The 15,092-nt window shown below is 68.1% G+C and carries 15 protein-coding genes and 1 tRNA gene; 7 read left to right on the top strand and 9 right to left on the bottom strand.

Annotated elements, in window-relative coordinates; all coding sequences use genetic code 11:
* Positions 1-42: 42 nt before the first annotated feature.
* Positions 43-888, bottom strand: a complete 846-nt coding sequence (rsmI, locus tag IG65_RS0113225; protein ID WP_030515198.1) for a 16S rRNA (cytidine(1402)-2'-O)-methyltransferase — start codon at positions 886-888, stop codon at positions 43-45.
* 173 nt (positions 889-1,061) lie between these two features.
* On the opposite strand from rsmI, the gene IG65_RS0113220 reads away from it, so the two are divergent.
* Positions 1,062-2,648: a dolichyl-phosphate-mannose--protein mannosyltransferase gene (locus IG65_RS0113220; RefSeq protein WP_030515197.1), complete on the top strand. Its 1,587-nt coding sequence runs from the start codon at positions 1,062-1,064 to the stop codon at positions 2,646-2,648.
* 12 nt (positions 2,649-2,660) lie between these two features.
* Here the strand turns inward: IG65_RS0113220 and IG65_RS0113215 are convergent, their stop codons facing one another.
* Positions 2,661-3,026 (bottom strand): GntR family transcriptional regulator, encoded by a 366-nt coding sequence (locus tag IG65_RS0113215; protein WP_030515196.1) that lies wholly within the window; start codon positions 3,024-3,026, stop codon positions 2,661-2,663.
* Positions 3,027-3,032: 6 nt separating this feature from the next.
* Entirely contained in the window at positions 3,033-4,259 is a 1,227-nt protein-coding gene (arcA, locus tag IG65_RS0113210) for an arginine deiminase (protein ID WP_051755928.1), read from the bottom strand.
* A 147-nt stretch (positions 4,260-4,406) separates the two neighbouring features.
* Between arcA and soxR the strand changes: the two genes are divergently transcribed.
* On the top strand, positions 4,407-4,967 hold the full coding sequence (gene soxR / locus IG65_RS0113205) for a redox-sensitive transcriptional activator SoxR (protein WP_081879455.1): 561 nt from the start codon (positions 4,407-4,409) through the stop codon (positions 4,965-4,967).
* A 7-nt stretch (positions 4,968-4,974) separates the two neighbouring features.
* Here the strand turns inward: soxR and IG65_RS0113200 are convergent, their stop codons facing one another.
* The 6 genes from IG65_RS0113200 to IG65_RS0113175 all read right to left on the bottom strand — a co-directional run bounded on the left by IG65_RS0113200 (position 4,975) and on the right by IG65_RS0113175 (position 11,487).
* Positions 4,975-5,871 (bottom strand): SDR family oxidoreductase, encoded by an 897-nt coding sequence (locus IG65_RS0113200; protein ID WP_051755896.1) that lies wholly within the window; start codon positions 5,869-5,871, stop codon positions 4,975-4,977.
* Positions 5,872-5,955: 84 nt separating this feature from the next.
* Positions 5,956-7,083 carry a glycosyltransferase gene (locus IG65_RS0113195; RefSeq protein ID WP_030515192.1) on the bottom strand — a complete coding sequence of 376 codons (1,128 nt, stop codon included), beginning with the start codon at positions 7,081-7,083 and terminating at the stop codon, positions 5,956-5,958.
* 98 nt (positions 7,084-7,181) lie between these two features.
* Positions 7,182-8,237 carry a GAF domain-containing protein gene (locus tag IG65_RS0113190; RefSeq protein WP_030515191.1) on the bottom strand — a complete coding sequence of 352 codons (1,056 nt, stop codon included), beginning with the start codon at positions 8,235-8,237 and terminating at the stop codon, positions 7,182-7,184.
* Positions 8,238-8,246: 9 nt separating this feature from the next.
* Positions 8,247-10,061, bottom strand: a complete 1,815-nt coding sequence (locus IG65_RS0113185; protein WP_051755924.1) for a bifunctional diguanylate cyclase/phosphodiesterase — start codon at positions 10,059-10,061, stop codon at positions 8,247-8,249.
* Between the two features lie 554 nt (positions 10,062-10,615).
* Positions 10,616-11,047, bottom strand: a complete 432-nt coding sequence (locus IG65_RS0113180) for an effector binding domain-containing protein (protein WP_030515189.1) — start codon at positions 11,045-11,047, stop codon at positions 10,616-10,618.
* Positions 11,044-11,487: a GyrI-like domain-containing protein gene (locus IG65_RS0113175; RefSeq protein ID WP_030515188.1), complete on the bottom strand. Its 444-nt coding sequence runs from the start codon at positions 11,485-11,487 to the stop codon at positions 11,044-11,046. Before IG65_RS0113175 ends, IG65_RS0113180 begins: the two co-directional genes overlap by 4 nt.
* 460 nt (positions 11,488-11,947) lie before the next feature.
* Between IG65_RS0113175 and IG65_RS0113170 the strand changes: the two genes are divergently transcribed.
* The 5 genes from IG65_RS0113170 to IG65_RS37720 all read left to right on the top strand — a co-directional run bounded on the left by IG65_RS0113170 (position 11,948) and on the right by IG65_RS37720 (position 14,876).
* Positions 11,948-12,664 carry a uracil-DNA glycosylase gene (locus IG65_RS0113170; RefSeq protein WP_030515187.1) on the top strand — a complete coding sequence of 239 codons (717 nt, stop codon included), beginning with the start codon at positions 11,948-11,950 and terminating at the stop codon, positions 12,662-12,664.
* Positions 12,665-12,753: 89 nt separating this feature from the next.
* Positions 12,754-12,829, top strand: a tRNA-Ala gene (locus IG65_RS0113165).
* 707 nt (positions 12,830-13,536) lie between these two features.
* On the top strand, positions 13,537-13,935 hold the full coding sequence (locus IG65_RS0113155) for a DUF5994 family protein (RefSeq protein WP_030515186.1): 399 nt from the start codon (positions 13,537-13,539) through the stop codon (positions 13,933-13,935).
* Positions 13,936-13,944: 9 nt separating this feature from the next.
* On the top strand, positions 13,945-14,589 hold the full coding sequence (locus IG65_RS0113150; RefSeq protein WP_156055574.1) for a phosphoribosyltransferase family protein: 645 nt from the start codon (positions 13,945-13,947) through the stop codon (positions 14,587-14,589).
* 137 nt (positions 14,590-14,726) lie between these two features.
* Positions 14,727-14,876 carry a hypothetical protein gene (locus tag IG65_RS37720; RefSeq protein WP_156055573.1) on the top strand — a complete coding sequence of 50 codons (150 nt, stop codon included), beginning with the start codon at positions 14,727-14,729 and terminating at the stop codon, positions 14,874-14,876.
* Positions 14,877-15,092: the final 216 nt, after the last annotated feature.

Genomic DNA, 15,092 nt, shown 5'->3' with positions numbered 1-15,092 from the left:
GGCGACGGTGCCGCCGAAGCGCGGCAACCGGGCGACCCGGGACTATTCCGCGCGCGCGGCCAGGACCGCATCGTAGAGTTCGCGGCGCGACACCCCGCCCGCACGCGCGGCGACCTGTGCGCACGCGTCCTTGAGGCGAATTCCGTCGGCGACCAGTTCCTCCACCTCGTCCACCAGATCGACGGGATCGGCCGAAACCGGTTGCGCCCCTTCGACCACCACCGTGATTTCTCCGCGCGCACCCTCGACGGCCCACGCCGCCAGCTCACCGAGTCCGCCGCGCACGACCTCCTCGTAGGTCTTGGTCAGCTCCCGGCATACCGCGGCCCGGCGTTCGGGGCCGAGGACCTCCGCCGCGTCGGCCAGACAGTCGGCGAGCCGGTGCGGTGCCTCGAAGAACACGACCGCGCGCGGCTCGCTGACCAGGGTCGCGAGCCACTGCTTGCGCTGCCCGGACTTTCGCGGGGCGAAGCCGTCGAAGCAGAACCGTTCCATCGGCAATCCGGACAGGGCCAGCGCGGTGGTGACGGCCGAGGGGCCGGGCAGGCACGTCACCGGCAGATCCCGTTCGATACATGCCGCGACCATCCGGTAGCCGGGGTCGCTGACCGAGGGCATCCCCGCATCGGTGACCAGCAGGACCGTCTTACCGGACTCGATCTCGTCCAGCAGCAACGGGATTCGCGCGGCCTCGACGTGATCGTAGAAACTCACCACGCGTCCGGTGATCTCCACCTCGAGCGCCTTGGCCAGGGCCCGGGTCCGGCGCGTGTCCTCGGCGGCCACGACGTCCGCGCTCGCCAGAGCGTCGCGCAACCGCTGCGACGCGTCACCGATATCGCCCATCGGCGTCGCCGCCAGCACCAACCGCCCGTCGTGCTCGCCCATCGCCGTCCTTTCCACCGCCACCCGGCCATCCGGACCGGCCGCCACCAACGCACCCGCACCCGGTCCGGGCAAACGCTACCCGGGTGCGCAATCGCGCCCGAGTCCGCAGGTGCGCCGTGCGGGTCGGCTCACCGCCGCGCAGCCCACCGCCGCACACCGCATACGATCGGAACGTGACCCAGCTGACCGATACGCGACCGGCGATCGGCGCGGGCCCGGCCTTGTCCAGTCCGGCGCCGCTGCGCCCCGCACCCGACTTCGGACCGACCGACCGGGCCCGGGGCTGGCTGGTCACCATATTCCTGACGGCGGTCGCCGCGGTCACCCGGTTCACCATGCTGAACTACCCGACCGACGCCGGCACCCCGGTCTTCGACGAGAAGCATTACGCACCGCAGGCCTGGCAGATGCTCACCGGGGGCGGGGTCGAGGACAACCCGGCCTACGGGCTGGTGGTCCATCCGCCGGTCGGTAAGCAGATGATCGCGCTGGGCGAAGCGATATTCGGCTACACCAGCTGGGGCTGGCGCTTCACCGCGGCGGTCTTCGGGTCGCTGCTGGTCCTGCTGGTCATCCGCATCACCCGGCGGATGGCCCGGTCCACGCTGATCGGCGCGATCGCGGGCGTGTTGTTGATCGCCGACGGCGTGACGTTCGTGTCCTCGCGCATCGGCATGCTCGACATCTTCCAGGCGGTCTTCGTCGTCGGCGCCTTCGGCTGCCTGATCGTCGACCGCGACGAGATGCGGGCGCGCCTCGCCCGGGCCGACGCCGAGGGCCGAATAGCGCTGAGTGCCTTCGGCCCGCGACTGGGGGTGCGATGGTGGCGGTTCGGAGCCGGTCTGCTGCTGGGATTGTCGTGCGGAACCAAATGGTCGGGCCTGTATTTCATCCTGTTCTTCGGGCTGATGACGGTGTGCTTCGATGTGGCCGCGCGCAAGGCCTACGGGGTGTCGCGCCCCTGGGTCGGTACGGCGGTCCGCGATATCGGACCCGCCGTGTATGCGCTGGTGCTGATTCCGCTGCTGGTCTATCTGGCGTCCTATTGGGGCTGGTTCGCCAGCGAGGACGGCTACGACCGCTATTCGGTGGGCAATGCCGTGGGCGCCGGCGGCACCTGGTCGTGGGTGCCGGACGCGTTGCGCTCGCTGTGGCACAACCAGGCCGAATCGCTGAAATTTCATGAAAGCCTGACCAATTCGGCCGGTAACCATCATCCGTGGGAATCCAAGCCGTGGTCGTGGCCGATGGGTCTGCGCCCGATGCTGTACTACTACGCGGACAACGGCGTGACCGGATGCGGGCAATCGGTCTGCGTGAAGGCGGTGATGCTGATCGGCACACCGGCGATGTGGTGGTTGTCGCTGCCGATGCTCGCCTGGGCGTTGTGGCGCACCGCGACCCGGCGCGACTGGCGGTACGCGGCGATGCTGGTCGGTTACAGCGCCGGGCTGCTGCCGTGGTTCGCGGACCTGGACCGGCAGATGTACTACTTCTACGCGGTTCCGATGGCGCCGTTCCTGGTGATGGGTCTGGCCCTGACGCTCGGTGACATCTTGGGCCCGGCACCGCTCGTGCGGGCCCGGTCGGGACGATGGTTCGCGCTGGCCGGCGAGCGCCGGAGCCTCGGACTACTCCTGGTATGCCTGTATCTGGGTCTGGTGATCGCCAACTTCATCTGGCTGTGGCCCATCCTCACCGCCCTGCCGATCACGCCGAGCAACTGGCACGACCACCTCTGGCTGCCCAGCTGGCGCTGAGGTCCGATCCGGCTACGGGGTCTCGCCCAGCGCGGCCCGCACGTAGCGCAGCGCCGCCTCGTCGTCGAGACCCAATCGGCGCACCGCGGCAACGTATTCGGTGGCCGCGCGACCGGCCGCGTCGCGAGTCGGATCCCCGGAGGAGGCGATGAACGACCCGAGCCGGCCCCGGGTCTCGAGCACACCGTCCTGTTCGAGTTCGCGGTAGGCGCGTGCGACGGTGTTCGGCGCCAAGCCGAGCTGGACGGCGAGCGCGCGTACGGTCGGAATCTTGGTACCGGCGGTGAGTTCGCCGGATTGCACCCGGGCCACGATGCCCAGCCGCAGTTGTTCGTACGGCGGCACCGTCGATTGATGGTCGACCGGGATATCCAGCATCGGCTTTCACACCTCGTCACGCGACAGCGGGCAGGACAGGCAGCGGGGCCCGCCCCGACCGGAACCCAGTTCGGATCCCGGAATGGTCAGCACCTCGATGCCCGCGTCGGCCAGCCGCGTATTCGTATTCTCGTTGCGTTCATAGGCCACCACGACCCCGGGCGCCAGTGCGAGGGTGTTGTTGCCGTCGTCCCACTGTTCCCGTTCGGCGGTCACCCCGTCCAGCCCGGTGTCGATGACCCGGAGTTTGTCGATGCCCATCGCCTCGGCCGCGGCAGGCAGGAACGGGTCCGGCCCGCTCATCCGCACCGAATCGCCGTCGGCCCGAATGGTGAACGCGCGCAACGAATTCTGCACACCGGGGTACATGACCACCGCATCGCGGTCGACCATGGTGCACACCGTGTCCAGGTGCATGGTGGCCCGGTTCTGCGCGATCGGCACCACCAGCACGGTATGCGCGAGGGCGTCGTCGAAGAGACTGCGCGCCAAGGCTTCCGCCCCCGCCGGCGAGGTGCGCTCCCCGACCCCGATCGCGACCACACCGGGCGAAAGCAGCAGGACGTCACCGCCTTCCATCGGCGCGGTGTGCGATTCGTAGGCGCGGCGCACGCCGAGGAAGCGCGGATGGAACGCGTACACCAGATCGGTGAGCGAGGTTTCGCGGGCGCGGGCCGGCAGCGCCAGTGAGGTGATGGCCACCTTGGGCCCCACCCAGAACGACGAATCGCGGGTGAACAGCAGATTCGGCAGCGGATCGATGACGAAATCGGTGCCCTGGTGCATGCGCCGCACCAGTGAGGCGGCATCCGGTTCGAACGGCAATTCGTCGAAGGTCATGCCGGCCATGAGGATTCGCGCCAGATCGGGTGCGGGCACCGCGCGCAGATAGGTCTTCAGATCCTCGGCCAGGGCGTAACCGATGCGGCGGGCGTCGACGGCCGCGGTGATGCCCATACTGCGTCCGGCGCCGCTGACCGCAAGCGTCTCGGTGAGCAGATCGGCGAGCAACAGCACCTCGACGCCGCGGCCGCGCAGCACGTCGGCGAAGATCTCGTGCTCCTGCTGAGCCCGCTCCACCCAGGGGATGGCGTCGAACAACAGTTGATCGTTGTTGCGCGGCGTGAGTCGGCGCAGCTCATCGCCCGGGCGATGCAGCAGTACCGCGCGCAGCGTCCCGACCTCGGTCGTCACGGAAAACGGTCGCGCCGGGGGCACAGCCTCTGGTCCCATATCCCGACCGTAATGGGCCGCCGCCGGGTTGGCACGGAATTGTTCGCCGACCGGGCCGGATCCGGCGCCCGACGATATCGGCCGCTGCGCGGCGGCGAAGTTCCCGGTTCTCACCCGGCCACCAAAAACCTGAAGTATCGTTGAGGTATGCAGCATACGACGTGGCAAGCCAAGGAGCTCACCCCCGGCCAACTGTCGGAACGCAGCGGCGTCGCGGTGTCGGCACTGCATTTCTACGAACGCGAGGGCCTGATCGCCAGCCGCCGCACCAGCGGAAACCAGCGCAGGTACTCACGGGAAACGCTGCGCAGGGTGGCATTCATCCGGATCTCGCAGCGCGTCGGAATTCCGCTCAGCGAAATTCGCAAGGCTCTCGACACCCTACCGGAGGGGCGCACCCCCAATCGCAAGGATTGGGAACGATTGTCGGTAACGTGGCGCACCGACCTCGATCAGCGCATCGAACAGCTCACCCGGCTGCGCAACAGCCTCACCGACTGCATCGGCTGCGGCTGCCTGTCACTGGGCAGCTGCCGCATCGTCAACTATCACGACCGGCTCGGCGACGAGGGCCCGGGCGCGCGCACGCTGGATGTGAGCATCGACTGCACGAAAGGCGAGGGATGCGAGAATCCGGCCTCGGCGAGCGGTGCGGACGTGGCCGAGGACGCCGACGTGACGGAGTGCGCCGAAAAGATGTGCGGATGAGTCCCGCTCAGCGCAGGAAGCGGTTGAACTGGTCGTTGGCGCGACGCATCGTGAACTCGTAGGGCCAGGCGAACTTTCGCGCCCACCAATAGCCGAAACGCACGTCGAACGAGGTGTAGACGAGGAAGCGATTCTTCTCGATGCCGCGGAAGATGGCTCGCGCGGCCTGGTCGGGTGAGGCCGCGTGCGACTGGAAACGCTTCACATACCGCTGGATTCGCGGATCGTCGCGGTCCACACCGGCGATCTCGACGGTCTGCACCAGGTGGGTGTTCACCGCGCCGGGCACCACCAGATGCACCGTGATCCCGTGCCGGGTCAGATCGAAACGCAGCACCTCCGATACGCCGCGCAACCCGTACTTGCTGGCGCTGTAGGCCGCGTGCCAGGGAAATGCCAGCAGCCCCGCGGCCGAGGACACGTTGACCAGCGCCCCGCCGCGACCGGCGCGCACCATCTCCGGCACGAAACTCTCGATGACGTGGATCGGGCCCATCAGGTTCACGTCGACCAGCGAACGCCAGTGCCGGTGCTCGAGATTCTCGACGGTGCCCCAGGCCGAGATGCCGGCCACGTTCATCACCACGTCCAGGCTGCCGTGCCGAGCGTGCACATCCTGGGCGAAGGCGGCGACCGCCTCGTACTCGCTGATGTCGAGAGCCCGCGATTCCAGCACCTTGCCGCCGGTGCGCCCGATCTCCTCGACGGTGTCCGCGAGTCCGGCGGCATCGATATCGGTGAGGACGAGTTCGGCCCCCTGCGCGGCGGCGGCGATCGCGGTCGCCCGACCGATTCCGCTGGCCGCGCCGGTGACCAGAGTCTTCTTGCCGCTCACGGACTTCAAGCGATCACGCACGCCGTTCCTCGAATGCTCTGCGGTGTGATGTCGGTGCTGTGCCGGCATCCGGACTGACTATCTCCGTCGCCCTGGAGCATACGTGTTCCCCGACACACCGCATCCGTACCGGGCCGCACGGGCACGTCACGGCTACGACAATCCGCGCAATACCGACAGCATCCCGGCGACCGCGACCGGCCACGGGAACTGTTCGGCCCGTGAGCGCGCGGCGCGCCGTCGCTGCGCCGCCGGACGGGCCAGCACATCGGTGACGGCCTCGGCGAAGGCCGACGGGTGATCGGCGGCCACGGCCCCGCATTCGGCGGTCACGATGTCGGCCAGCGCCGAGGAACGACTGGCCACCACCGGGGTGCCGGCGGCCAGCGCCTCGAGCGCGGCCAGCCCGAAGGTTTCGTGTGGCCCGGGTGCGAGCGAGATATCCGCACTGGCCAGCAGGGTCGCCAAATGCGTTCGGTCGTCGATGAATCCGGCGAAATGGACGCCCGGACGCCCGTCGGGCAGCGCGGCCACACCGCGCGCCTGCCGGACCAGCGCGTCGCGGCGCGGCCCGTCTCCGGCGACCACCAGCCGCACGTTCACCCCGCCCCGGCGCAGCTGATCCACGGCCTCGATACTGCGATCGACCCGCTTCTCCACCGACAGCCGCCCGCAGTGCACCACCAGATGCGAGCCCCCGAGCCGCGCGCGCAGGGCCCGATCGTGGCGATGCGGCGCGAACAGCTCCAGATCCACACCCAACGGGACGAGCGCGACATTCGGAGCGTCGATCCGGTCGAATTCCGCGCGGGCGAACGCGGTGGTGCAGACCACCATGTCGTAGTCGGCCGCGGTGCGACGATTGGCGACGTCGGCGGCCCGCCGGGCGACCGAGGTGGGCAGCACCTGGCCGAGCAACCGGTCGAGGCGCTCGTGCGAGATCATCACCGACGCGACATCCCGGCGGCGGGCCCAGCGCCCGAACCCGCGCAGCGTCAGCCGGTCCGACACCTCGAGCGCATCCGGCGCCAGCCCTGCCAGCAGATCGGCGACTCGACGGGGATCGGCCGCGCGATATCCGCCCGTCCACGGAATCCCCAATGCCGGCACGGTCATCCGCACCACACCGTTGGGCAGGACCTCCTCGTCCCGGCGCGCGCCCGGCACGATCAGCACCACCTCGTGCCCGGCCGCCACATATCCGGCGCCGAGATGATGCAGTGCGGTGCGAAGCCCGCCCGAACGCGGCCCGTAGAAGTTCGCCAGCTGAGCGATGCGCACGCGCCGATCGTCCCCGCCCCGCGAACCGGTGGGACGAACACCGGATGAATGCTCGCCGAAGGATGCACCAACCGCCCGCACCGCCCTGTCACGACGCGTCACCCAGCGGCGGGCCGGACCCGGATCATGCCGTGCGCGCGCTCGGCCCCCAGGCGCGACAGCTCGGCGCGCACCGGGATCCATTCGGTGTCCTCGAATCGCAGCCGAAACACGAGTTTCCTTGCCGGGGAGTCGATTTCGCCGGCGAATACGGCCGCGAACGCCGCCCGGTAGTCCCGCTGATCATCCGGATGCACGACCGGCCGTTCGGTGCTCCACCGTTCCAGCGGCGGTGGCGGCGGACTGATCCACTCGTACACCAGCCCCATCGCCAGTTCGACGAAGCCGACGCCGGCGTCGGCCGACCGCGACACCGCCCGGGTGATCGCCAGATCGGTATCCGGGCGCGGCGGGCTGACGTCGGTGATCTCGTGCAGCAGCGCCCGGGTGACATGCGCGGTGCGGGTCGAGACGGCCAGATGCGGATCCTCGCGATGCACCCGGATCACCAGCTGAAAGTTGCGCACCATCTCGTCGTCACCGCGAATCGCCAGCTCCCCCTGCCAGCGCCCGGCCGGGTCGGTGCCCGCCACCACCGCGGTGTAGGCCATCCGCTCGTCGAAGCGCACCATCCGCCCGAACACCTCCGGCGGCGTGCGCACGACCCGCACCTGGTCGCGGGCTCGGGCGAAGGCGAGTTCCTCCAGGCCGGGGCCGTGGTGGGCGAGTTCGGTATCGGAATCCCAGTCCCATGCCGCGACCGCGCGCCGCGGCGGCGGTTGCCGCCCCTCGACGCCGACCCACAGCTGCACCCCGTGCACCGCCCCGAACGAGCAGAAGACCGGCACCGCGATCGCGGTCCAGCCGCCCTCGGACAACACGATCCGGCCGTCGGCCGTGACCGCCCCGGACGTCGCGGACGGAACGGCCGCTGCCGCGGTATCGACGGCGACGGCGGCCAGCGCGGAGGCACCCGCCCCGAGCGAGCGCCCGCCGCGCGACAGACTCGTCCATTCCCGGACGCGCGACCCGTCGGCGACGATGGTCGGACCACTCGCGGGCGCGAGCGTTTCCACCAGCAGCCATGGCGAACCCACGGATTCGGCGCCTGCCATACCGAGGAATCAGATCCGATGCGCCCCACGGGAAACCCGCGGGAGTTCGAGGTCGAGCGGGATCCGCCCCTCCGCCAGATGCGGTTCGGCCTCGTCGGCGGGCATCGGCCGCGCGATGAGGAAGCCCTGCGCCCGGTAGCAGCCCAGGCCGACCAGGGTGCGCGCGGCGACCGCCGTCTCCACGCCTTCGCCGACCACCCCGAGGCCGAACGAACCGGCAAGTCCCACAATGGATTTCACGATCGCCAGATCGTCGGTGCTGGCGCCGAGCCGCTGCACGAAACCGCGGTCGATCTTCACCGCGTCCACCGGCAGCGCCTTGAGATGCGACAGTGAACTGTAGCCGGTGCCGAAATCGTCGATCGCGATCTGCACGCCCATGCGCTTGAGTCCACGCAAGGTCACCTGGGTGCGGGTCAGATCCGAGACCACGACGTGCTCAGTGATCTCCAGACATACCGAACTGCCGTCGATTCCGTGCCGGCGCAGCACATCCTCGACGCATTCCACGAAGTCCAGGCTCACCAACTGCACCGGTGAGACGTTGATCCGGATCACCACGTTCGAGGCCAGCCCGGCGCGCCGCCATTTCGCGAATTGCGCCAGGGCCGTGCGCAATACCCAGCGACCGAGTTCACCGGCCAGATTCGTCGCCTCGGCCACGCCGACGAACGCACCGGGCGGCAGCAGCCCGCGGGTGGGATGCTGCCAGCGCACCAGCGCCTCCAGCGCCACGATGCGCCCGGTCCGCAGGTCCACCTCGGGCTGATAGTGCAGCAGCAGCGAACCGTCGGAGACGGCGCCGCGCAGATTCAACTCGACATCGTCCTGCAGTTCGAACTGCGCGCGCATGGCGTCGGTGAACACCGCGACCCCGTTGCCCCCGCCGGATTTCGCCGACAACAGCGCGTGGTCGGCGCGGCGCAACAGATCCGCGACGGTGGTCTCGCCCGGCATGCCCAGCGCCACACCCACACTCGCGCCGCGACTCACCGTTTCGCCGCCGACCGACACCCGGCGGGTGATCAACTGCTGAATCCGGGTCGCCTCGAGTTCGGCCGCGACCGGATCCACGGGTTTGGCCGGCACGATGACGAATTCGTCGCCACCCAACCGCGCGATCATGTCGTTCGGATCGAGGTGTTCCTTCAGCCGCGCCGACAGCGTGCGGATGAAATTGTCACCGGCGGTATGCCCCAGAAAATCGTTGAGCGCCTTGAGCCGATCGAGGTCGAGGAAGAATGCGGCGACCGGTCCCGAACTGCCCGGACGCAGCCGCTCCTCCATATGTTCGAGCAGGGCGCGCCGGTTGGCCAGGCCGGTCAGGTCGTCGTGCAGCGCGATGTAGCGCAGCCGTTCCTCGGCCACCACCCGGGCCTGCAATTGCGCCAGCAGCGCCGCGATCGCCTTCAGGACGTTGATCTCCCGGGTGCTCCACTGCCGGTCGCCTCGTTTCATGAACCCGAGCAATCCGGTCGGCTCACCGCGCGACATCAGCGGAACGGTCGCGGTCGTCACATCGCTCAGCCCGGAACGGCGAATCGTCTCCTGATAGTCGGAGAATTCCGGGGTGGGGCGGGCGATCATCGGTTCGGTGGCGTGTTCGACGGCTCGGAACACCGAATCGGCCTGCTCGAAATACACCACCCGCAGCGGGTCGGGGTCGGGCACGTCCTGGCGTTGCGGCCATTCGGCGACCAGCACCGTCGCCCGGCGTTCCCGGTCGGTATGGCGGACGAAACTGAAATCAACGTCGAAGTAGTCGACCAGTTTGGCCAGCACTCGTTCGGTCGCCGCCACCATCGTCGTGGCGTCGACACCCATCAACTCCGCGGCGACCTGGGTCACCAACGAGTCGAGTGTTCGCCGAGGCACCTTGTCTCCGATCGCGCTATCCACGGCATGTCAAGGGAAGGACGTCCACGCCCCGAGCGTCGATGAATTCGCCCTGAACCGACGCTAGTGTATCGACGTATTGCGATGAAATCGCGGTGAGTTCGCGGAGAGGTGCGGCGGAGAATTCGCCGAGGATCGCGACGAGGCCCGTTCGGCGGGGTCGCACAGGGTGGTCAGCAGCCATATCGTCGCAGCGCCTCCGGTGCGACATCCAGCCCAGTCATACGGTTCCTACTCTGTTGCTGCGCGGCGCGGCGCGATCTTTCGGCCACCTCCGCTCGGCATGCGGTACCGCCGGTGTCGGGTATGGCCACCTAGGGAAGTATCCGTCATCCCTCCGGAATTGACCAGATGTCCGGCAAATCTTCCGAAACCTGAGCGTGGCGCGCGGTATCGATCGAGGTCATCCAGTCGGTGTCATACACCGCACAGAACAAAAAGACCGCCCGGTTCCCAATTGGTTACCCGTTGGCAATCGAAAATCACACCAGAATTGAGATGAACAACTCCAGCCGGTCGGGACCACGCCACACCTCGATCTCCTCGCGATAAGCGCGGGTGATCTCGGCCGACGCGGTGGCGTCGTCGACCTGAGCCCAGACGTCCTCGACCGGATCGTGATAATCACCGTTGGGTTCGAATCGGGCATATACGCCCTTCGGGACGCGAATCATCACATCGCCGACCGGCACCTGTTTCGGCGCCTGATATTCGTAGCTGACCAGCACGTTGTAATTTCCGGCCGGGTCGGGCACGTACACGGTGTAGAGCGGACCGCCGATCTCACGATCGCGCAGCCGGTCCCGCAGGAATTCGATCAGTTCGCTGTTGCTGACCTTGAAACTCGGCCGGACCCGCGGCACCACCAGACCGCCGTATATGGCCGCGTCGCGGACCACGATCGAATACGTCATCGGGGGTCTACCGCCAGGTACAGATCGATCTTGTACGCGTGCGGATAGCATTCGAAATCCCCGGTGAAGGTGCGTTTGATCTGATTGTGTTCCTCGGCGTAGGCGATCTGGGTCCACAGGTCGGTCATGATCTGCGGGAAATTGCCGACAGCGGAGAAACGCGCATAGGCGCCGGCGGGCAGACGGGACACGATATGCCCGCGCGTCACCCGGTCGAACGAGAGGCATTCGTAGCCGACGATCTGGGTGTTGAACGTGCCCAGATCGTGGGCGTAATCGGTATAGGAGCAGGCCAGCGGGCCGCCCAGTTCCTGATGCAGGACAGCGGCCCAGGCGGCCTCGAGATCACGATCGCGCAGTTCTCCGAGGGCACGTTTCGGACTGCGCACCGGTAGCCCGGCGACCCACGTCTCGTCCCGCTCGACGATTTCGAACTGCATGCAAGAACTCTCTCGATGTGATCGCGTTGGGCCGCGCAACCGGTGCTGCGGCGGACCGTCCGGCTGGAAACGCCATGCTATCAACATCGAAAGCTACGGACCTGCACGTCTGCTGCCGGGACAGCTGATCATCCGACCGGTCCGGTACCAGCGACCTGTCGGCTTTTCGACCGACAGCGGCCTCCGTCCCGGGAATCGGGGATTCTCGTCGCCACCGCGAATACCTCGCGCCGGATCGAACGAATCGCCCACATGCCACGAATCGGCAGATACCGGACGGCGTGGCGGGGATCGCAAACGGTCAGCTATCAGAAGCGGTAGGTGTGACACGACCGCCACCGAACGGGCAGACTCGCAGGGGCATCGACCGAACGGAGGACCGATGGTGCGTCGCACCAGCCACAGCGAACCACCGAACGCCGGCGCGGCGGCATCCGCCGACTATCCCGACCTCGAGGCCATGGATACGGCACTGACCGAATGCCGCGCCTGCCCGCGACTGGTCGCCTGGCGCGAACAGGTCGCCCGCGAGAAGCGGGCCGCCTTCCGCGACGAAACCTACTGGGGCCGCCCGGTCACCGGTTTCGGCCCCGCCGACGCCGCCATGTTGCTGGTCGGCCTCGCCCCCGCCGCCCACGGCGGAAACCGCACCGGCCGCATGTTCACCGGCGACCGCAGCGGCGACGTACTCTTCGCCTCCCTCTACGCCATCGGCGCCGCCACCCAGCCCACCGCCACCCGCCGCGACGACGGCCTCCGGCTGCTCGGCACCCGCGTCACCGCCCCCGTGCACTGCGCGCCCCCGGACAACAAACCCACCATCGACGAACGCGATCGCTGCCGGCACTGGCTGATCAACGAACTCGAATTACTCGCCCCCACAGTCCGTTCCGTCGTCGTCCTCGGCGCCTGGGGCTGGCAGGCGCTCATGCCCGCCCTCACCGCAGCCGGCTGGCAGGTCCCCCGCCCCCGCCCCCGATTCGGCCACGGCGTCCACTACTCGATCGCCCCCGCCCGGCCCGGCCGCCACCGCCTCGAACTGTTCGGCAGTTACCACGTCAGCCAGCAGAACACCTTCACCGGCCGCCTCACCCCCGCCATGCTCCGCACGGTCCTCGGCGAAGCCGCCACCAGTGCCGGCCTCCACCTCACCCCGCCCACCCCCGAACCCACCTGACCCCGCATTTCCCCACATCGACCAGCCGATTCGGAATCTCCGGCCCCCACCTGCTAAAGTTCTCCTCCGTTGGCCCGGAAACGAGCCATGGGGCTATGGCGCAGTTGGTAGCGCGTCTCGTTCGCATCGAGAAGGTCAGGGGTTCGATTCCCCTTAGCTCCACCAAGTTTGTCATTACGCGAACACTTTTTTTCTGCGGCTCTGACCGGCGGTTTTTCGCTGGTCAGAGCCGCGGTTTTGTTTCGGGTGGCGATGGCGTGTGGAGCCCTGGCTGTTGCATGGGGGGCGGGGGTTGGCGTGGGGTCAGTGGGTGTTCGGGGGATGCGAAAGACGGGGACGACGGTGTCGGGGCCGGTGATTTTGACTTCGCCGATGAGTGTTTCGATCAGGGCTTTCCGGGTGTGGTCGGTGCCGGTGGTGATCAGCTCGGCGACGCCCGATCGGAGCGTGTGAGCGGGCGGCGGTGCGGGTATCGCGCTACTGAACGCGTACTTCGATGTGTGGTGGAGTCCGGTGGCTGATTGGGGTCGGGAGATGTCAGGCGGGAGGAGCGCGGCCGGTGGCCGCCAGTTCGAGTCCGTGCGCCAGGCGGTTCGCCGGTCGCGGGAGCGGACCGACTTGGCCAACGAGCGATTGGCTGCTGCTGTTGCCCGGCTGGACGTTGCCCGCGCCAGGTGACAGGGGCGCCGAATCCGACACGGAAAGCCCATTTCGCACACCGCCCTTCCAACCCGATTGATGCAGGTCGCAGGCAGGTGTCGGCGAGTAGGCTGGACGATATTCGGAGGTACCCCGTACGTCGGCCGGCCAAGGCCGCGTCGTCTCCGGTTCGGATTCCGGCTCTCGCGCGGGAGCTGTGACAGGAGCGTCTCATGACGCCACGATCGACGAGCTTGCATCCTGCACCGCCTCGTCGCCTACCGCTCGACACGCCACGATTGCGATTGCGCCCGCGCGCCGACGGCAGTGCCTATGTCGACGGTGTCTGGTGGCCTCGCACGCACGACCTTGCCGCCGAACTTCCCGGACTGCTCACCGCTCTGCGGCCGTGGCTGGATCCGGTTGGCCGGGTCGTCTACGACCCGGCCGGATGGGCGCCTTCGGCTGGGCACTTTCAGCTCGGCAGTCGTCGGATCCGTGTGGACCCATATCGTTTCGAGCTGTTCGACACGATGCATGTCTGCGGTGTGCGTGGACTTGTGGTCGTGCTGCAGGTCATTCCCTCCACCACCGCCGACTGTGTCGCGAACGCTGCGCTGGCAGCGGCGTAGGTGAACCCGGTGTCGCCGTTCATCGACCGCAAGGACGCAGGTCGGCAGCTGGCTGGGCTGCTGCCGGCGTTCCGCGGTCCCGATGTGGTCGTCCTGGCTCCGCCCGGCGGCGGTCTGCGCGTGGCATCCGAAATGGCCGCAACGCTGCAGGTACGGATGGATGTCATTCTGGTCGGCGCCCTCAGCACCGCCCGCTGGCCCGGTCTCACCTACGGCATCCTTGGCGAAGACCACACGCTCATCCTCGACACCGCCGCCATCGCCCGGGGCGCGATCGCCCCGGCCGAACGCGTCCGCGCCCAACAGAGCCAGACCGCCGTCCTGCAGCGCAAAGCTCATGCCTACCGTCGCGACCGCCACCGCGTCGACCTCGACGATCGCACGGTCCTCGTCACCGACGATTGCCTGCTCGACGCCGCCACTGCCGTTCGCGACGCCTGTCGAATAGTCCGCTTGATAGGCGCAATCCGCACAGTTATCGCCGTCCCCGTCGGCAGCCGCCGGTCCCTGGGCGCCCTGGCTCCTTACTCGGACAAAATCGTGTGCCCGAACGCCACACCCGAAACTCCCGACCCCGACCGGTGGTACCGCCACCCTGACGACACCAGCTGCTCCAGCTTGGCCGCGTTACTCGACAGCGGCAGCGAAATATGAGCGTTGCGAAAGGTCGGAAGCGATCCGCACCAGCCTGACAAACAATTCGTAGTCCGTTCCGCCTAGGATGAAGTTGACAAGGGGCGCGGATCTTTGCGATAGCGCGAGATCATCGTTCCGACGAGGAGATGATCGGGATGCCCGTCACGAGCGGCTCCAGAATCCACACCCATCAGACGCCCCCGCCGCCGCCCGCCGAGCAGAACCCGGTCGTGTACTGGCCCGACCCGAGCCCGCTGGATGCCTGGTGGAGCGAGATCATGTCAGGTCGCGACGCCGGACAATGACCGCCGCGAGGCTCTTGCGAGACAGTTAGGGCACTCGCGTGAGAGCGTTGCAGGACGGCATTACATCCTGCCGCCGGATCCGGCGGCAGGTCTCGGGTACCGCGTGCGAGGAAGACCCCGGCAGCGGGTTTCTTGCGAGTAGCGGCGGCGTCCGCCGGTCGAGCGTTGCGGGGCCAGCAGCTCGGCGGCGTCCAGTCCCCAGAGGAACGCTTGGGT

The sequence above is a fragment of the Nocardia sp. NRRL WC-3656 genome, from assembly GCF_000720265.1.
In the GTDB taxonomy this organism is placed as follows: Bacteria; Actinomycetota; Actinomycetes; order Mycobacteriales; family Mycobacteriaceae; genus Nocardia; species Nocardia nova.
This window is presented reverse-complemented; position numbering and strand designations above follow the sequence as displayed.